The organism is Chitinimonas sp. JJ19, from assembly GCF_036961565.1.
GTDB lineage: Bacteria > Pseudomonadota > Gammaproteobacteria > Burkholderiales > Chitinimonadaceae > Chitinimonas.
In genome coordinates, this window is record NZ_JBAMDD010000002.1 from 187,893 (window position 1) to 205,513 (window position 17,621).

The 17,621-nt window shown below is 62.2% G+C and carries 21 protein-coding genes and 4 tRNA genes; 16 read left to right on the top strand and 9 right to left on the bottom strand.

Annotation, left to right across the window (positions count from 1 at the left end):
• Positions 1-11: 11 nt before the first annotated feature.
• The gene (locus V7714_RS03315; protein WP_335388094.1) at positions 12-929 is read right to left on the bottom strand and encodes a CobD/CbiB family protein; all 918 of its coding nucleotides are present in this window, start codon (positions 927-929) and stop codon (positions 12-14) included.
• Positions 930-1,148: 219 nt separating this feature from the next.
• Between V7714_RS03315 and V7714_RS03320 the strand changes: the two genes are divergently transcribed.
• Positions 1,149-1,736: a superoxide dismutase gene (locus tag V7714_RS03320; RefSeq protein ID WP_335388097.1), complete on the top strand. Its 588-nt coding sequence runs from the start codon at positions 1,149-1,151 to the stop codon at positions 1,734-1,736.
• A gap of 83 nt (positions 1,737-1,819) precedes the next feature.
• Here the strand turns inward: V7714_RS03320 and V7714_RS03325 are convergent, their stop codons facing one another.
• The 3 genes from V7714_RS03325 to V7714_RS03335 all read right to left on the bottom strand — a co-directional run bounded on the left by V7714_RS03325 (position 1,820) and on the right by V7714_RS03335 (position 4,742).
• Positions 1,820-3,574: a response regulator gene (locus V7714_RS03325; RefSeq protein WP_335388099.1), complete on the bottom strand. Its 1,755-nt coding sequence runs from the start codon at positions 3,572-3,574 to the stop codon at positions 1,820-1,822.
• A gap of 73 nt (positions 3,575-3,647) precedes the next feature.
• Positions 3,648-4,004, bottom strand: coding sequence for an Hpt domain-containing protein (locus V7714_RS03330; RefSeq protein WP_335388102.1), 357 nt, complete (start codon positions 4,002-4,004; stop codon positions 3,648-3,650).
• A 552-nt stretch (positions 4,005-4,556) separates the two neighbouring features.
• On the bottom strand, positions 4,557-4,742 hold the full coding sequence (locus V7714_RS03335) for a hypothetical protein (protein ID WP_335388105.1): 186 nt from the start codon (positions 4,740-4,742) through the stop codon (positions 4,557-4,559).
• A gap of 645 nt (positions 4,743-5,387) precedes the next feature.
• On the opposite strand from V7714_RS03335, the gene V7714_RS03340 reads away from it, so the two are divergent.
• Positions 5,388-5,576, top strand: coding sequence for a hypothetical protein (locus V7714_RS03340; RefSeq protein WP_335388108.1), 189 nt, complete (start codon positions 5,388-5,390; stop codon positions 5,574-5,576).
• Here the strand turns inward: V7714_RS03340 and V7714_RS03345 are convergent.
• Positions 5,554-6,579, bottom strand: a complete 1,026-nt coding sequence (locus V7714_RS03345; protein WP_335388112.1) for an NAD(P)H-dependent flavin oxidoreductase — start codon at positions 6,577-6,579, stop codon at positions 5,554-5,556. The genes V7714_RS03340 and V7714_RS03345 overlap by 23 nt on opposite strands.
• Before the next feature lie 154 nt (positions 6,580-6,733).
• On the opposite strand from V7714_RS03345, the gene V7714_RS03350 reads away from it, so the two are divergent.
• From V7714_RS03350 to V7714_RS03375, 6 genes are all read left to right on the top strand, one after another.
• Positions 6,734-6,961 carry a hypothetical protein gene (locus V7714_RS03350; RefSeq protein ID WP_335388115.1) on the top strand — a complete coding sequence of 76 codons (228 nt, stop codon included), beginning with the start codon at positions 6,734-6,736 and terminating at the stop codon, positions 6,959-6,961.
• Positions 6,962-7,017: 56 nt separating this feature from the next.
• Positions 7,018-7,491 (top strand): Fur family transcriptional regulator, encoded by a 474-nt coding sequence (locus tag V7714_RS03355; protein ID WP_335388117.1) that lies wholly within the window; start codon positions 7,018-7,020, stop codon positions 7,489-7,491.
• Between the two features lie 109 nt (positions 7,492-7,600).
• A complete protein-coding gene (gene aztA, locus V7714_RS03360; RefSeq protein ID WP_335388120.1) occupies positions 7,601-8,434 on the top strand; it encodes a zinc ABC transporter ATP-binding protein AztA in 834 nt (277 codons plus the stop codon).
• 8 nt (positions 8,435-8,442) lie between these two features.
• The gene (locus V7714_RS03365; protein WP_335388122.1) at positions 8,443-9,315 is read left to right on the top strand and encodes a metal ABC transporter permease; all 873 of its coding nucleotides are present in this window, start codon (positions 8,443-8,445) and stop codon (positions 9,313-9,315) included.
• A gap of 24 nt (positions 9,316-9,339) precedes the next feature.
• Positions 9,340-10,239, top strand: coding sequence for a metal ABC transporter substrate-binding protein (locus tag V7714_RS03370; protein WP_335388124.1), 900 nt, complete (start codon positions 9,340-9,342; stop codon positions 10,237-10,239).
• Positions 10,240-10,357: 118 nt separating this feature from the next.
• The gene (locus tag V7714_RS03375; RefSeq protein ID WP_335388126.1) at positions 10,358-10,669 is read left to right on the top strand and encodes a TFIIB-type zinc ribbon-containing protein; all 312 of its coding nucleotides are present in this window, start codon (positions 10,358-10,360) and stop codon (positions 10,667-10,669) included.
• Positions 10,670-10,818: 149 nt separating this feature from the next.
• Here V7714_RS03375 and V7714_RS03380 read toward each other — a convergent pair whose 3' ends face one another.
• From V7714_RS03380 to rluD, 3 genes are read right to left on the bottom strand one after another with little or no spacing between them, the layout of a single operon-like run.
• Positions 10,819-11,427: a GNAT family N-acetyltransferase gene (locus tag V7714_RS03380; protein WP_335388128.1), complete on the bottom strand. Its 609-nt coding sequence runs from the start codon at positions 11,425-11,427 to the stop codon at positions 10,819-10,821.
• The gene (gene pgeF, locus V7714_RS03385; protein WP_335388130.1) at positions 11,424-12,167 is read right to left on the bottom strand and encodes a peptidoglycan editing factor PgeF; all 744 of its coding nucleotides are present in this window, start codon (positions 12,165-12,167) and stop codon (positions 11,424-11,426) included. The genes V7714_RS03380 and pgeF overlap by 4 nt, the downstream gene beginning before the upstream one ends.
• On the bottom strand, positions 12,164-13,141 hold the full coding sequence (gene rluD / locus V7714_RS03390) for a 23S rRNA pseudouridine(1911/1915/1917) synthase RluD (RefSeq protein ID WP_335388133.1): 978 nt from the start codon (positions 13,139-13,141) through the stop codon (positions 12,164-12,166). The genes pgeF and rluD overlap by 4 nt, the downstream gene beginning before the upstream one ends.
• Between rluD and V7714_RS03395 the strand changes: the two genes are divergently transcribed.
• From V7714_RS03395 to V7714_RS03425, 7 genes are all read left to right on the top strand, one after another.
• The gene (locus V7714_RS03395; protein ID WP_335388136.1) at positions 13,140-13,931 is read left to right on the top strand and encodes an outer membrane protein assembly factor BamD; all 792 of its coding nucleotides are present in this window, start codon (positions 13,140-13,142) and stop codon (positions 13,929-13,931) included. The genes rluD and V7714_RS03395 overlap by 2 nt on opposite strands.
• 88 nt (positions 13,932-14,019) lie before the next feature.
• Positions 14,020-14,095: transfer RNA gene (locus V7714_RS03400), tRNA-Ala, on the top strand.
• A gap of 43 nt (positions 14,096-14,138) precedes the next feature.
• Positions 14,139-14,214, top strand: a tRNA-Glu gene (locus V7714_RS03405).
• 117 nt (positions 14,215-14,331) lie between these two features.
• Positions 14,332-14,407 (top strand) — tRNA-Ala (locus V7714_RS03410).
• Positions 14,408-14,450: 43 nt separating this feature from the next.
• Positions 14,451-14,526, top strand: a tRNA-Glu gene (locus V7714_RS03415).
• A 130-nt stretch (positions 14,527-14,656) separates the two neighbouring features.
• Positions 14,657-15,430: a fumarylacetoacetate hydrolase family protein gene (locus V7714_RS03420; RefSeq protein WP_335388138.1), complete on the top strand. Its 774-nt coding sequence runs from the start codon at positions 14,657-14,659 to the stop codon at positions 15,428-15,430.
• A 72-nt stretch (positions 15,431-15,502) separates the two neighbouring features.
• Positions 15,503-15,823 (top strand): hypothetical protein, encoded by a 321-nt coding sequence (locus V7714_RS03425; protein WP_335388140.1) that lies wholly within the window; start codon positions 15,503-15,505, stop codon positions 15,821-15,823.
• 19 nt (positions 15,824-15,842) lie between these two features.
• Here V7714_RS03425 and V7714_RS03430 read toward each other — a convergent pair whose 3' ends face one another.
• Positions 15,843-16,628 carry an AraC family transcriptional regulator gene (locus V7714_RS03430; RefSeq protein ID WP_335388142.1) on the bottom strand — a complete coding sequence of 262 codons (786 nt, stop codon included), beginning with the start codon at positions 16,626-16,628 and terminating at the stop codon, positions 15,843-15,845.
• 90 nt (positions 16,629-16,718) lie between these two features.
• Here V7714_RS03430 and V7714_RS03435 point away from each other — a divergent pair, with 90 nt between their 5' ends.
• On the top strand, positions 16,719-17,618 hold the full coding sequence (locus tag V7714_RS03435) for a DMT family transporter (protein WP_335388144.1): 900 nt from the start codon (positions 16,719-16,721) through the stop codon (positions 17,616-17,618).
• Positions 17,619-17,621: the final 3 nt, after the last annotated feature.

A 17,621-nucleotide genomic window follows, 5' to 3' on the forward strand; every position in this document is an offset into this window, starting at 1 on the left:
CGAGTAGGGGATCAAAGATAACGGACCAGGGTCACCAGCAGTATCAGCGCCAGCCAGAACAACAGTGTGCGCCAGACCAGGCCCACCGCGCTGGCCAGCATATTGGCATCCGCCTCCTCGCCCAGCCCCAACTCGGGGCGAAAGCGTACGGTATGCTCCTGGTGCAGCGGCATGCCCAGGCGCACGCCTATGGCACCAGCACCCGCCGCCAACAAGATGCCATAGGTCTCGCTGATCCAGCGTTCGGCCTGCTGGCGCCAGCAGAATACGGCGTCTTCGAAATCCCCGACCACGGCAAAGCTGGCCGCCGTGGCACGAATGGGCAGCCAGTCGATCACATAGGCCGCCTTGTCGGCGAAATTGCCGAAGCGCTCGCCACGCCGGCGATCCCGCGTACCCCATTTGAGCTGCAATATGGTGGCGGCGCGATAGGCAACCGCACCGAACGGGCCCAGCACGATAAACCAGAACATGGGGCCAAATACATGGCGATAAGCATCGATCAACCCTTGCTCGATCGCCACCCGCGCCACTTCGGCCTCGTGCAGCTCGCTGGCCGGCTCACGCGTCCAGCCACCCAGCAGGGTACGTGCCGTTGCCAGATCACCCTCCTTCAGCGCGTCGGCCACCCCGGTAAAGGCCGGGCTGAACTGCCTGAAACCCATGGTGACATACAGCACCGCCAGGCCAAACAGCCAATACAGCGACCAGTGCACCAGGTACAGCAGGCCGGCCACCAGCAGCACCAGCACGCTGGGCACCAGCACGGCTATCATCCAGCCGACCACGCCGTGATGATACTCACCGGCGTTGAAATTGCGCTCCACGCTGTCGGCAAAACCACGGTAACCGCAATAGAAAAGGTTGCCACGGCCAACCGGATGGAATTGTTCCAGCAGCAGGGCAAGGACGAGGGCTAGCCAGGTCATAGGTCAGAGTCTGGGGATGGGCGATCGACGCATAATAGCGCAAAAGCTCCAGCCTTCGCCGCTGGGGCAAGCCGCCTTGCCCACGTGCCCATAGGCAGGCAGGGAATAACTTAGTAATTTAGTCAACCATTGGCGTGCAGCGCAGCACACGCTATCATTCAGCCGCATACCAAGAGCCGGCTGCACACGGCCCGGCTGTCAACCGTCCTGGAGAACCCTATGGAACACAAGCTTCCCGAACTGCCCTATGCCATCGATGCGCTCGCGCCGCACATGTCCAAAGAGACGCTGGAGTACCACTACGGCAAGCATCACCAGACCTATATCACCAATCTGAATAACCTCATCAAGGGCACCGAGCACGAGAATGCCACCCTGGAAGAGATCGTGAAAAAGGCACCGGCCGGTGGTCTGTTCAACAACGCCGCCCAGGTCTGGAACCACACCTTCTTCTGGCTGGGCTTCAAGCCCAATGCAGGCGACGCACGCCAACCCACGGGCAAGCTGGCCGATGCCATCAATGCCAAGTGGGGTTCGCTGGACGAATTCAAGAAGGCCTTCAACACCGCCGCAGCCGGCAACTTCGGTTCGGGCTGGACCTGGCTGGTCAAGAAGGCTGACGGCAGCCTGGACATCGTCAACACCTCCGCCGCCGCCACGCCGCTGACCACAGCGGACACCGCCCTGCTGACCGCCGATGTCTGGGAACACGCCTACTACATCGACTATCGCAACAGCCGCCCCAACTACCTGGAAGCCTTCTGGAAGCTGGTGGACTGGGACGTCGTGGCCGCCCGCCTGGGTTGATCGCCCGCGCACGAGTCAGCTAGCTGACCACGCCATCTGTTACAGCAATGGCCCGGATATCCTCCGGGCCATTTGTCTTTCCGTCAGCCTTCAGGCGCGGCAAGGGGCAGCGAAAAGTAGAAAACCGCCCCCTCGCCCTCCTTCCCTTCAGCCCAAACCTCGCCACCGTGGCGGGTCACGATACGCTTTACATTTGCCAGGCCTATGCCCGTACCGGGAAACTCTTGCTCGCCGTGCAAGCGCTGGAATACGCCGAACAACTTGTCGTAATACGCCATATTGAAGCCCGCGCCATTATCCCTGACCGAATACACCGCCAGCGCCCCATCCAGCCTGCCGGCCACTTCTATCACCTGACGCGGACGACCCCGAGAATACTTGAGTGCATTCGACAGCAGATTGGCCCAGACCTGCCTGAGTAACACCGGGTCACCCAGCGCAGGCGGCAAGCTGGCCATCTGGTACACCACCTCATGGTCCCGGTTGTCGGATTGCAGCTCCAGCCAGACGCCCTGAGCCAGCTGAGTCATATCCACCTGCCGCACCCGCAGAGGCACCTTGCCCACCCGGGAAAGCTCCATCAGGCTGATGATCAGCCCGTCCATCTTCATGCTGCCTTCGCGAATCACCGTCAGCAGCCGCAAGGCCTCCGCATCCAGACCACCTCCCAGATGGCGTTGCAACAACTGTGAAAACCCCTCTATCGCCCGCAAGGGGGCACGCAAGTCGTGCGAGACCGAGTAGCTGAAGCTCTCTAGTTCCTTGTTGGCCTCCTCCAGCTGCACTGCCCGCTGGTTCAGGCTCTCGACCAGTTGCAAACGTTCCAGTGCCTCGCTTAACTGACGCGCCACCATGCCGATGACCTTCAGGTCCTCACCATCGAACACTGCGCCATGTCGCGGCAGCGCATTGATCACACCGGCCATGCCCTGCGCCGTCGACAGGGGTGCAATCACATGGGGTCGCGGCAAAGCCGCCTCACCTGTGCCGTGCAGGCAGGTGCAGTCGGCAATATGCACCGGTGCATTGTGCCCATCAGGTAGCAGCAGCGATGCCCCCAGGCATACCTCGCTACGTGGCGGTATGGGCAACAGGCTTTTGCTGCAAAGGGTTTGCAGCCCCGCCTTGCCATCGGGCAGTAGCACCCAGGCCGCCCTATAGCCCAACAGCTCGGTCATGCCCTGCAGCGCAATCTGGCAGGCATCCCCAGGTGTTGCCGCATTGCTCAATGAGCCAGCCAGGGCATAAAGGCTGCGCAATATACGGTTGGACTGCGCTATCGCCGCCTGTTGCTGCTGCAGCTCCTCATTCAGGCGCAAGGCTTCGTCATAGGTCGAGATCAGCATATCCAGGATCTGCTGACGATCCGAATTCACGAACACCTTCTTGCCGGCCAGAATGATTTCCAGGCCCATCTGTACTTTCCTGCCATGGCGCAACTCCAGGTTCAGCAGGATGTAATTGATGCGTGAAATCAGCGCGACCGGGTCATAAGGCTTGCGCAAGAAGTGCGTGGCGCCACACTCCAGGCTACGGGTGATATCGTCCCAGCTCACCAGCGACGTCATCATGATGACCGGTATGTCGTGCAGCGCCGGATCCTTCTTGATGGTATCGCAAAGCTGGTAGCCATCCATCTCGGGCATGACGACATCGGTGATGACCATCGTTGGCAGGGTTTCCCGCAGCACCGCCAGCGCCGCGCGGCCATTCTCAGCCATCAATACGGTGAACTGCTCCGCTTCCAGCACCATGCGCAACTGCGCTGCCTGGGTAGAGCTATCCTCTACCACTAGTATGGTGATCGCCGACCTGTCGTAGGAAGAAGACGCGTCCATGCATTGCTCCAGGAAGGAGTGCCACCCGCCAGTGCAGCACACCGAATGCCGATGCAGCGACTACCCAGTCAACCTAGCCTTGCTTGTCGCGCAGCACCACATGCTGGGTGGCAGCGACGGCATCGACCAAGGCGGCGGCCTGCGCAGACGTTATCGGCTGCTCACACTGCCGCACCGACATGACCAGGCGTTCAAGCTGCCTGCTCTGTGCTGCGATTTCCGGACGGTCCACCACCTGGGCTGCACCTTTCAGCCCATGCGCTTCGCGAAACAGCCGCTCCAGCGCACGCGCCTGGTTATCCCCCGATGCAGCAGGCTCCAGCCATGCCAATAGCGGCGTCATGGCGTCGATATGGCCCTGGGCCTCACGCCAGAATGTCGCCAGCAGGCGCTCCTGAAAATCCGTGGTACTGCCATGCAGGTCCATCATGCGCCCGCCCGTGAGCGATGACGTGGGGTAAACCCAATGATGGGATGGCAGATGACGCAAGGTAGGCCTGGCATAGGCTTGCCAGCAAGCACCCTTGCAGCGGCGAGATCATTCATGTGTCCTCCTCGTGCCCATGACCAGGGCACCAGCTTTGCAGCATCGTGTGCTACTTATGACTATGTTATATGGCTTGTTCAATTCGATTTTTAGCGGTCCAGGCCCCGGATGTAAAGCGGACCTATTACCAGCGGCGATGCGTCACACCACGCGCGTATGGTAATCGACATGGTATGGGCTCCCAGGCAGCGGGCTGAACAGCCGTCTGGCAAGGCTAGCGGCGGGCAGGCGGGAAAAGAACGAACGCAGAAAAACTCGATACAGGCAGCAGTGCACCTGTTGCCACGGCAGGCAGCCCCAGCGATATCGCGCCAGCCAAACTGCCCTAACGCAGCCAGTTGCACCTGCATCAACCTTGTGCTGCAGGCAGCACCGCTATGAACGCCCTACTCAGCCGGCTACAAGCCAACTCAGATAGCGGCGACAGCGCACCACTCAGGCTGCCATGCGCCAATCAGGCTGCGACTGTGCATTGCCCAGGCCCAGGTCCTGCGCACGCTCCAGCACAGCTCCTTCGCGGCGCCCAAGCCGGGCGGCGATATCGCGCAGTTCAAGGTTGTCACGGAAACCCGCCAACAGGATTTCATCTTCCAAGCTACTCCAGCGCTTCGCGTTTTGCATGCCCTGCCCTTAATAAAAAGCGGTTGATGTATCCAGACACCAGATTAGGTGGAATGCTCTACTGCGTGTTGTGAAGTATTGCCAGTTATCTTCCGTTTATGAACTAGTAACTCTGATTGTCGCCAAACCAGCCACACCAGATGTAATAACCATGCCTACCCTGATGCCAGCGATAAAACATCGACGCCACGCCGCAATATTCAGTACGCGAACATGGTCGTATTACGGTTGCACGGTATTACCTTACACCAAGCTCATGCCGACAGCATAGTACATACGCATGAAATCGCCACAAGTCACAGCCGCTCAGCACCTCGCTGCAGAAAAGACCTGATGACTCAATGCCATGCAGATGCCGCATGCCCGGGCAAATTCAACACAGCCACATCGACCATGCGCCGAAAAAGCAACCGCACGCTGGTAACCGCTGCAAATGTCATTGGGCACACCTTAAATAATTATTCTCTAATGTTAATAAGCCGAGCGAGGACGACGAGGCTCGGTAGCGCCAAGGCCATAATCACGGTGCAAGGATTCGTAGTCCGCCGACGCCCATGATTGCCCACGCCGAATAGCACCAGCCATGGGGATATCAACCTGCAAAAGCGGCATGTTTTACTAAGAGCCTGATGTAGCGTCAAAGCCTTGATCAAGCCAGTCGCAAGACCACCGGCCGAGCAGGCCATAGCGCAGATCACGCTGGATAGCCTGGCGTTCAACCAGGATGTCCACGCCTTCTTCCAGCGCTGCGGTTTTGCGCCTTACAGTCTCAATATGTGGCGCGGGCCAGGTACGCCCACTTCGTCGCGACTCAGTCCGGTAACCCCGTCCTGACACCACGGGCTTCACGCAGGATACGTTCGAACAGGTCCGCCACCGCAGGCACATCGCGCACCAGCCCCTGGGCCTGGCCTATCAGCTGCACACCCTGGTTGTGGTCCCCCTCCTCGATGGCTAGGCGGATAGACTCGGTTGCCGCGCCAAACTGGGCCAACTGCTTGATGGCGGCAGGCTGGGCAAACGCCCCTGCCAGCACCTTGCCGGCCGACATGCCCATACGTCTGGCTGCCAGCATGGCACGTGGCACAGCCTCAAAAATGGTCAGTGCGCGGCCGGCCTTGCGGCGGGCCGTGGGGGTGTCCATCATACGGCAGGGTATGCCATCGAATTTGGCACTGTAGATGGTGTCGTTTACCGCCTTGGCCACAATCATGCCCTTGGTGGCGGCATGTACCGGGCTCTCTCGCGTTGCCGCCAGGCGGGTGCCCATGGCCACCGCGTCTGCCCCCAGCGCCAGCGCCGCCAGCAGGCCGCGGCCATCGGCAAAACCGCCAGCCGCAATAATGGGCAGCTTCACCGCATCGCGTATGGCCGGTATCAGGGTCAAGGAGGTCACGGCACCGCCATGCGCTGCCGCCTCATGCCCGGTCACCAGCAGGGCATCCACCCCTATCTTCTCGGCGGCGCGGGCATGCTTCTCTGTCGTCACCGTGGCCACTACCTTGCCACCGTAGCGGCGGGCGCCTTCCACTATCCAGTCGCCCTTGCCCAGCGAGAAATTGATCACCGGCACTTTTTCTTCCAGCGCCACCCTGGCATTGTCGGCAGCGCCAGGCATCAGCAGGGTGACCCCCACGCCAAATGGCTTGTCGCTCAGCGCCCGTATCCGCCGTATGGCCGCACGTGTCTCCTCTGCACTGAGCGGCCCTGTCGCCAGGATGCCCAGGCCGCCCGCGTTTCCCACTGCGGCAACCAGCTCGGGTACGGCGATATAGCTCATGCCGGGGCAGATCAGTGGTTTGTCTATGCCGAAAAGTCGGGTAATGCGGGTTTGCATGGCAGCCTTGCTCAGGGGACAATGTGGGTCGATTCTATCGTTTTAAACAAGCGCTTGCTTGGTTTTGTAAACACTTGTTTACGCAGCAATAGTGCAAGCTGACTGTCATCGCCACAATCGCGGTTTACCCGCTCGGCACGCAAGGATTTCCCCTATGCTTATCGTCGTTATCGGCTACCTCTACGTCGTCGGCATCGTCGGCGTCGTCGCGCTGGCCAGCGGCCACATTGCCTCTGGCATCTTCACCCTGCTGTTCGCCGGCCTGCTGCCCACTTGGCTGTGGCTGAGCATACTGCGGCGCAAGCGCATCAACCATCGTGCGCTGCTGCAAGAGCAGGCAGAAGCCCAGTCAGCAGCGGCCCCCGCCAACAGCGAATCCTGAGCCCGGCTGGCAGCCCAGCCTTGCCGCCCCGCATGTTATGTTATAACATTTATTGTATGAAGCATGCGCATACCCATAATCTCGAGCACGATCTGCTCGCCGCCGCACAGTGGTGCGCCAAGCGCGGCGAGAAGCTGACCGACCAGCGCCGCGAGGTGCTGGCCTTGCTGCTGTCGGCACAGGGCTCGATGAAAGCCTACGACCTGCTGGCCGAGATACAAAAACAGCGCCCCACGGCCGCACCGCCCACGGTTTACCGCGCGCTGGATTTTCTGGTGGCGGCCGGTCTGGCACACAAGCTGGAATCCAAGAACGCCTTTGTCGCCTGCTGCGATTTTGAGCACCCGCACCACGGCCTGATGCTGATCTGCGATCGCTGCCATAAGGTGACCGAGCTAAGCGACGAGCGCCTGGCAGCGCGGCTGGCAGAGGACGCCGCCAGCCATGGCTTTAGCGTGGCCGCCCAGGACATAGAGGTGCGTGGCCTCTGCCGCAACTGCCGCGATGGCGACACCGAGGGGGCGGCATGAAGCGCGCCAGCCGGATGATTGCGCTATCGGCCTGGCAGCGCATGCTGCTGGTGATGCCTGCGGTAGGGCTGCTGTGGGCAGCCGTCTGGTGGGCCACAGGAGGCCAGGCATGAGCCACCACCACGGCCACGATCACCCTCATGGTCACCATCCAGCCGGTGCCATCAGGCTTAGCAACCTGACGCTGACCTACCACCGCCACCCAGTCGTTCACCATGTGTCCGGCAGCTTTGCCCAAGGTGAGCTGACGGCCATCGTCGGCCCCAACGGCGCCGGCAAGAGCACCTTACTCAAGGCCATGATGGGCTTGATGAAGCCCAACCACGGCAAGGTGGAGCGGCATGGACTGGCGCCACGCGAGATCGCCTATCTACCCCAGCAGGCCGCCATAGACAGGGATTTTCCGCTCTCGGTGCAGGATGCCGTCCTGTTGGGCGATTGGCGCAACTCGGGCTGGTTTGGCCGTATCAGCCGGTCCGCTCGGCAGCGGGCAGATACCGCGCTGGAGCGTGTGGGCATGGCCGGCTTTGGCAGCCGCCCAGTCGATGAGCTGTCTGCCGGCCAGTTCCAGCGGGTGCTGTTCGCCCGCCTGCTGCTGCAGGATGCTCAGCTGATCCTGCTGGATGAGCCATTTACCGCGCTAGACGCCAAGACCACCGCCGACCTGCTGGCGGTGATCGCCGGCTGGCGCCGCGAAGGGCGCACCGTGGTGGCCGTGCTGCACGACTACGAGCAGGTTCGCAGCCATTTTCCGCAGACCCTGCTGCTGGCCAAGGAATGCATAGCCTGGGGGCCAACCACCGAGGTGCTCACACCCGCCAACCTGGCACGCGCCAACGGCATGCCGCAAAACTGGGATGACGATGCACCAGTGTGCCATCGCGACGATAGCAGCGCGCCGACCACACCGCCCGCGCACGACCACACCCTGCATAGCCACTGATTGCTGCCATGACGCCTTATGAAATCCTTTGGCAGCCCTTTGCCGACTTTGCCTTCATGCGCCATGCCCTGGTGGGCTGCCTGGCGCTGGCGCTGGGCTGCGCGCCCATAGGCCTGTTCCTGGTACTACGGCGCATGAGCCTGATGGGCGACGCCATGAGCCACGCCATCCTGCCCGGTGCCGCCATTGCCTTCATCGCCTATGGCCTGTCGCTTACCGCCATGAGCATAGGCGGCCTGATTGCCGGCCTGGTGGTCGTGCTGGCCGCCGGCATGGTCACCCGCGCCACCCAGCTCAAGGAGGACGCCAATTTCGCCGCCTTCTATCTGGTCTCGTTGGCCAGCGGGGTGTTGCTGGTATCCAAATGGGGCAGCAACGTCGATCTCATGCACATCCTGTTCGGCACAGTACTGGCCGTCGATGCCACCGCACTGGTCTTTCTTGCCGCCGTTGCCACCACCACCCTGGTGGTACTGGCCCTGTTCTACCGCGCCCTGGTAGTGGAGAGCTTCGACCCTGAATTCCTGCAGAGCATGGGCGGGCGCGGCGCCTGGGCGCACTTTGCCTTCCTGATACTGGTGGTGCTGAACCTGGTGGCCGGCTTCCAGGCCCTGGGTACCCTGATGGCCGTGGGCCTGATGATGCTGCCCGCCGCCAGCGCCCGCCTGTGGGCCAAGGAATTGCCCGCCATGCTGTGCGTGGCCCTGGGCATCGCCCTGGTGTCGGGCTATGTCGGCCTGCTGATTTCCTACCATGGTGACCTGCCTTCCGGCCCCAGCATCATCCTTACCGCCGGCCTGGCCTACTTTGCCTCACTGGCGCTGGGCCGCCGTGGCGGCCTGCTGTGGCGCTGGCTGGGGCATGAGCACCTGGAAGCCTGATCCACCTACCCCTGGAGCCACCCCATGAAATCCTTACGCTGCCTCTATGCCATATTGGCCGCCCTGAGCCTGCACGCCAGTGCCGACAAACTACCGGTGGTGGCCTCGTTCAGCATCCTAGGCGATATCGTGCAACAGGTCGGTGGCGACAAAGTCAGCGTCACCACCCTGGTAGGGCCTGATGGTGATGCCCATGTCTACCAGCCCAGCCCGCAGGACGGCAAAACCCTGGTGGCCGCCAAGCTGCTGGTTGTCAACGGCCTGGGCTTTGAGGGCTGGCTGGACAGGCTGGTCAAGGCCAGCCGTTACCAAGGCATACGGGTGGCGGCAGCCGAGAAGATCGTGACCCATAAAATGGGCAGTGACCAGCATGACCATGGCCACGACAAGGGTCGCATCGACCCCCACGCCTGGCAAGACCCGGCCCGTGTACGCCGCTATGTCAGCAATATCACCGAAGGCCTGGCCAGCGCCGACCCTAGCAACGCTGGCTACTACCGCAAGCGTGCCGACAGCTACACCGAACAGCTGTTCGAGCTGGAAAAATGGGCCGCCGAGCAGGTCGCCGGCGTCACCCCCAACAAGCGCCGGGTCATCACCTCGCATGACGCCTTCGGCTACCTGGGTCGCCGCTTCGGCATCCAGTTCCTGTCGCCCCAGGGCGTCAATACCGAAGCCGAAGCCTCGGCACGCGGTGTCGGCATGCTGATCAAACAGGCGCGCAAGGAGGGCATCAAGGCCATCTTCGTGGAGAACGTCAGCAATCCCAAGCTGCTGGAACAGATAGGCCGCGAAGCCGGCGCCAGCCTGGGCGGCCGGCTGTATTCCGATGCTCTGTCACGGGCAGACGGCCCCGCACCCAACTATGTAGCCATGATGAAATACAATATCAGCACCCTGGTGGCTGGCATGAAGCAGAACTGAAGCCCCAGACAGGCTCCGGCGGGCAAAACCTGCGCCGGCATAGGATGCAGCACTACGGAACCAAGCCGCCCCTGCCGTGGTCTGTAGTGCATTTCCCTCGTTGAGAAAGAACCCGGACATGCAATGCCCTGTTTGCAGAGAAACTGCGCTGGTAATGAGCGAACGTGCTGGCGTCGAGATCGACTACTGCCCGCAATGCCGAGGCGTATGGCTGGATCGTGGCGAACTGGACAAGATACTGGAGCGCAGCCGCGCAGCAGATGCACCACCTGCCCAGGCCAGGCCGGCACAACAACCCTATCCACAGCAACAGCAGCCCTATCCGCCGCCGCAGCAAGCGCACTACCATGAGCAGAAGTACCACGGCGACAAGCACTACGGCCAGAAGCCCTATCGCAAGAAGAGCTTCCTGGAAGAGCTGTTCGACTGAGCGGCCGTTGCTGAGCTTAGGTGATTGATGGAGGGTAAGCCCCGAGGCGCCAGGACAGGTCACCCCTGGCGTGGTGCCTCAGCGCAGCCTGAATCAGCGGTCTCGCTCAGCCACTCCCTCCTCCATCCTCTGGCGGTGGTCGCGATCAGTTATTGCCCCGCCACAGCCTGAGCAGGCGGCAAGGCAATGCGGTAACGCAGGCCCTCTGCCTCGCCGTACTGCGCCGGCTTACGGAATCGTTCCAGCAGCACACCACCGTTGCTGGTGATGACCTTCTGCGATGCGATATTGTCCGGGTCGGTGATCAGCTCCACATAGGGCAAGCCTTCGCGGGCCAGCTCCCGCAAAAACAGCCGCAGGCCGCGCGTGGCATAGCCCTTGCCGCGTTTGGCCGGTATCACGGCATAGCCCACATGGCCCAGCACATGGGCCGGCAGGCTGGCGGTGCCCGGTTGCCAGCGAAAATCCATCACCCCACAGAATTCACCATCCCACAGCCACATCCGGTATCCGGGCAGGCGCGCCACCACCGAGCCATCCGGCAAGGTGATGGCTGGCCCCTGGGCCGCCCTGTCCACCATGCGTGCCAGGTAGGCGTCGGGGTCATGCTCTATCTGCGCCAGAGTATCGCCGGTACTCGACCCCGGCACATTGTTGGGCGACCAGCCTTGCGCCAGTGCCGCCATATAGCCCGGCAGATACGCCCGTGCTGGCCACACCAGGCGCAACTCGCCGTCCACCAGCACCAAACCACTCACGGTGCCATCCAGATCATCGATGCCATGCGGCCCGTCACCTTGTCGCGGCGATAGGAAAAAAATCGCTGTGCATCAGCCACCGTACACAGACCGCCACCATAGACTCGGCTAACGCCAGCCGCGGCCAGCCGCTGCCGTGCCAAGGTATAGATATCAGCCCACCACTTGCCGGGCGCCACGCCAGGGCGGAAGGCCATCGCCGCTGCCGGGTCGTGCTCCACAAAGGCCAGCCTCACCTCATCCCCAACCTCGAAGGCATCCGGCCCGATCGCCGGCCCCAGCCAGGCCAGCAAACGCGCCGGCTCGCCCAGGCGGGCAATGGTCGCCTCCAGCACGCCATCATGCAGGCCGCGCCAACCGGCATGGGCCGCCCCGACCGCAGTGCCATCCTCGCGGGCAAACAGTACCGGCAGGCAATCGGCCGTCATGACCAGGCACACGGCGCCGGCATCAAATGCCACCGAGGCATCGGCCTGCGGCGCGGGCGCGGCCGCATGGCCTGCATCCACCACGACTGTGCCATGCACCTGGTTCAGCCAGGCGGGCTCAGCCGGCAAGGCGGTGCGTAGCAGGGCACGGTTGGCCGCCACGGCCGCAGGAGTGTCGGCAACATGGTCACCCAGGTTGAAGCTATCGTATGGCGGCAGGCTCACGCCCCCCTGCCGCGTGGTGACCAAGGCGTGCACCCCCGGCGGCAAGGGCCAGTCCGGCGTCATTGCGTGGCGTATCCAGTCACTCATGCGGTGTGCTCACGTAGTTGTTGTATCAGTTGCTGCATATCATCGGGCAGCGGACTCTCCCACACCGGGCTGGTGCCTGTCTCCGGGTGAACCAGCGACAATCGCGCCGCATGCAGCGCCTGCCTGTTCAGCGCAGCCAGTGCAGCAGTCACGGCCGGTGGCTGGTTACCCGGCTTGCCGCCGTAGACCGGGTCGGCCGCCAGCGGGTGATGCAGATACGCCATATGCACCCGTATCTGATGGGTGCGGCCGGTCTCCAGCCGGCACTCCACCAGGGTATGGCGGGCATAGCGCTCCAGCACGCTGTAATGCGTTACCGCCGGCTTGCCGCTGCCCACCACCGCCATCTTCAGGCGGTTGCGCGGGTCACGACCTATGGGGGCATCCACCGTACCATCACGGGGCAGCACACCCTGGGCGATGGCCAGGTAGTGCCGCTTGACGGTGCGCGCCTGCAACTGCCGCACCAGCTCGGTCTGCGCCTTCAGCGTGCGGGCCACCACCATCAAGCCGCTGGTATCTTTGTCCAGACGGTGCACAATGCCGGCTCGCGGCACGCCGGCCAGTTCGGGATAGCGGTGCAACAGGCCATTGAGCAAGGTGCCAGACCAATTTCCGGCGGCCGGGTGAACCACCAGGCCTGCCGGCTTGTCGATGACCACGAGCGCGGCATCCTCGTAGACCACGGGGAAATCCAGCGCCTCGGGCTGGAATGCGGACTCCTGCGGGTCTGTATCCAGTGTCAGCACCACGGCTTCGCCGCCCCACAGCTTGGTCTTGGGGGTAGCGGCCTTGCCATCCAGCAGTATGCTGCCGTCGTCTATCCAGCGGGCCAGCCGGCTGCGTGAGTAATCCGGCAGCAGTTTGGCCAGCACGGCATCCAGGCGACCACCGGCCGCATCTTTCGGCACAGTAAGACGTATGCTTTCTGCCGAATCGTTATAATCGTCGGCTTCGATATCGGAGTGTTCCATGAAGCGCATTCTACCTTTACTCGCAGCAGCCTTTCTGCTGACCGCCTGTGGCTCGCTCGGCAAGAAGCCGGAAGCCGAAAACAGCGGCCCCACCGCAGAGGCCATGTATAGCGAGGCCAAGACCGAACTGACGGCTGGCAACTACACGCGTGCGGTTCAATTATTCGAGAGCCTGCAGGCTCGCTACCCCTATGGCCGCTATGCCCAGCAGGCCAGCCTGGAGATCGCCTACGCCAACTTCAAGGATCAGGAACCCGAACTGGCCCTGGCCGCGATAGACCGCTTCCTCAAGCAATACCCGGCCAATCCCAGCGTGGACTACGCCCTCTACCTGAAGGGCCTGGTCAACTTCATCGAAGACCGCAGCCTGTTTGCCTCCATCTCGCAACAGAACATGGCAGAGCGCGACCCCAAGGCCGCCAAGGAATCCTTCGAGGCCTTCCGCGATCTGGTTACCCGCTTCCCCGAAAGCCGCTATGTGGCCGACGCACAGGATCGCATGGCCTTCCTGGTCACCGCCCTCGCCGACCACGACCTCTCGGTCGCCACCTATTACTACAATCGTGGCGGCTACCTGGCAGCCGCCAATCGCGCCAAATCCGTCATCGAGAACTATGCCAATACCGACCGGGTCGAAACAGCCTTGGTCATGCTGGCAGCCGCCTACGACAAGCTGGGCCAGACCGAGCTGCGCGACGATGCCCGCCGTGTGCTGGCCAAGAACTACCCCAACAGCAAAGTGGCCGAAAACCAGATTTTTGGCGAAACACCCTGGTGGAAATTCTGGTAATTGCACAAAGGGGGTTTACAAGTCGGAAGAACCTCCTTAATATGCGCGTCTCTTCGCTGCAGGCAACACCGTAGCGAAGCCCAGAAGTGGGGGTATAGCTCAGCTGGGAGAGCGCTTGCATGGCATGCAAGAGGTCATCGGTTCGATCCCGTTTACCTCCACCAAAGAATACGATGTGCTGGTACGCCAGCAGATCAAACGGCCAAAGTCCCCATCGTCTAGAGGCCTAGGACACCACCCTTTCACGGTGACTACCGGGGTTCGAATCCCCGTGGGGACGCCAGCTAAACCAGCTTGGCGTTAGTTAGCCAGGTTGGCATGATCAGATTGATCCACCAGGTTCTTTCTGATCGCAACGCCAGCGTTGCATGCGGTATAAAGCAGTAAGCAGCAGTAACTTGGGGGTATAGCTCAGCTGGGAGAGCGCTTGCATGGCATGCAAGAGGTCATCGGTTCGATCCCGTTTACCTCCACCAAGAAATACGATGCGTCGGTTCGCCGGCAAATCAAACGGCCATAGTCCCCATCGTCTAGAGGCCTAGGACACCACCCTTTCACGGTGACTACCGGGGTTCGAATCCCCGTGGGGACGCCACTACGGCAAGCAAAAGGACATCTTCGGATGTCCTTTTGCTTTTTCTGCTGCCGCTCTCCGGCTCGCTTACCCTGGTGCCCGAACGGCAGGCTATCCTCACACGCACCAGATAGCCGCAACGGAGCCCAGCATGCCTCAATCCCCCCTACGCACCGCTGTACAACTGCTGGCTCAACGCCGTCGCCACGGCCACCAAGGCAGCGTGCTGCCAGCAGCTTGCCGCCCCAGCGACATCGACACCGCCCTCGCCATCCAGGCAGGCGTGGTTGCCGAGCTGGGCGATACCCTGGGCGGCTGGAAATGCGGCATGCCCAGCGAGCACAAGCTGGTGGTCGCCCCCATCCTGGGCAGCAGCCGACACCAGACATCCCCCTGCCCCGTCTGGGCCGAGCAAGGCCAGCTCAAGATAGAAGCCGAACTGGCCTTTATACTGGCCACCGATCTGCCCGCCCGCAGCCAGCCCTACGGCCCTGCCGAAATCGACACTGCCATCGGCAGCGCCCACCTGGCGCTGGAGCTGATAGGCACCCGCTACACCGCCGACAGCGGCGCCAGCTACCTGGACCAACTGGCCGACGGCCTGTTCAACCAAGGCCTGCTGCTTGGCCCCGCCCTACCCTTGGCAAGCGCCTATCAGGCCAGTACCCTGGCCCTGCAACTACAGGTAGGCGACGCCACGCCGCAAGCCCATGCCGGCCAGCACCCCGCCGGCAGCCCCTTGGCCCCCCTATATTGGCTGGTAGAGTGGCTACGCAGCCGCGGGCATGGCCTGAAGGCCGGCGAAGCCATCATCACCGGCGCCTATGCCGGCGCCTGGCCAGTCCCCCTTGATACACCCATTACCGTCCAGTACGGCAACCTGGGTAGCATGGCCGTCAGGTTCTACAGAGCTCATGCAACGTAAACCTGCAGCAGCGCCCAAGCCATTGTCCTACGTGCTGCTGCGAGCACTCATATCAAACATCAGGATCCAGCAATGGCATTCGACCTTGTCGTAGGCACGAGCAACAAGCCCAAAGGGGCATCAGTCATCGTGGGCGGCATCGAGTTCAACGAGCTTCCCGCGATATCGCGACTCTTGTCTCGAGTGGACTCCTTCTTTCTGCACCGCATTTCCAACCTGTTCGAAGACCAATCCTTCTCGCCAGAAGAAGTTGATCAAGCACTGACGCATCTGTTGCCTTTGCTAGCCTTGGGGCAACTCCATCCAGACGAGAGAAGCATGCTGCACAAGCTGATTGCCGCGCTGTCATACGCAAGATGGAAGCAACAGCCGCTCAACGGAATCGCGGACTAAATGTCATCACAGCACCTCATCACCCCCGTTGAAACCCTCGCCGATACTGCTCCGGCGTCGTCCCCGCCAACCGCTGAAACATGGCGATAAAGGCCGAAGCCGTGCTGTAGCCGAGATCGAATGCGATCTGCTGTATGGTGCGGCCGGCCTCCAGCGCCTCAATAGCCCGCAGAAAGCGCAGGCGCTGGCGCCATTCGCCCAAGCTCATGCCCAGCTCACGCTGGCAATGCCGGGCCAGGGTACGCTCGGTGGCATGCACCTGGCGGGCCCATTCGGCCAATGAGCGGTTATCGCCGGGCTCGGCCTGCAGGCCATCCAGCACAGCCGCCAGCGCCGGCGTTTCGGCAAACGGCAGGTAGCGCACCTCGCACCGCGCCAATGCCAACTGGTCTACCAGCACCTGGGCCAGCCGCAGGTCGGCATCGTCTACCGGCACCTTCACATCGCGCTCGGCAAAATCGGCCAGTATCGCCTTCAGTATGGGGCTGATCATCAGAGTACAGGCCTGCTCGGGCAGGCCCACGCAATGAGGCAGCGCCAGGTAGACCGAGCGGTAGACCACAGCGTAGCGGTTGTAGCAGCTATGCAGGGCATTTGGCGGTATCCAGACCGCGTACTGGGGAGGCGAGAGAAAGCGGCGGCCCGCAATCTCCAGCTGCATCACCCCGTGGGCCACATAGTTGAGCTGGCCCCAGGCATGGCTATGGGGGGCGGAGTGGGTATCGGCGCCGAACTCATCATGGCGAAAGTAAACCGCTGCGGGCAACTCAGCAAAATCCGGCACCTGCAGATACTGGCGGCTCATTACGTCTGTCCTGCTGAATGGCTTGTCTTAAATTCATTATATCCACCCTGACAGACAAGGCGACAATATCGGCATAGAAGGAGCCTTACCATGCTGCAATACGCTTTTCCCCTGCTGGCCGTACTGATCTGGGCCGGCAATACTGTCGTCAACAAGCTGGCCGCCGGAGCCATCTACCCGGCCGAGATCGGTTTCTACCGCTGGCTGCTGGCCGGCCTGCTGTTTACCCCCTTCATGCTGCGCCCGGTACTGCGCAACTGGCCCGCCATCCGCCCCCACCTGGGCAAGCTGGTGGTGCTGGGCATACTGGGCATGGCCACCTATCAGAGCCTGGCCTACTACGCCGCCCACCTTACCACCGCCACCAATATGGGCATCATCCTGTCGCTGATGCCCTTGATGGCATTGGCACTGTCCATCGCCATGCTGGGCCAGCAGCTGACCCTGGGCGCCCTGGCCGGTGCCGTGGTTTCGCTGCTAGGCGTGCTGCTGGTCATCAGCAATGGCCGGCCCGATACCCTGCTGTCTCATGGCATAGGCCGTGGCGACGCCATGATGCTGGTCGCCACCCTGGCCTACGCCATCTACAGCGTGCTGCTGAAAAAATGGCAGCTCAAGCTGCCGCCGCTGCAGATGCTGTATATCCAGATCCTGGTTGCCATTGTGGGCCTGCTGCCGCTGTACCTGGCTTCGCCCAAGACCGGGCTGACCGCCACCAATATCCCCATGATCGTATTTGCCGCCGTATTTGCCTCCATGCTGGCCGCCCTGGCCTGGATGCACGGTGTGGCGAGGCTGGGGCCCAGCCGCACGGCCCTGTTCTTCAACCTGCTGCCACTCTTCACTGCCCTGATCGCTGCTGCGGCGTTGCACGAGGCCCTGGCCCTGCACCACCTGCTGGGTGGCATATTGATACTGGGCGGGGTACTGATCGCCGAACGCTGGCTGACGCCCTGGGGTAGCCCCCAGCCCGCCAAGACGGCGACTTAGCGC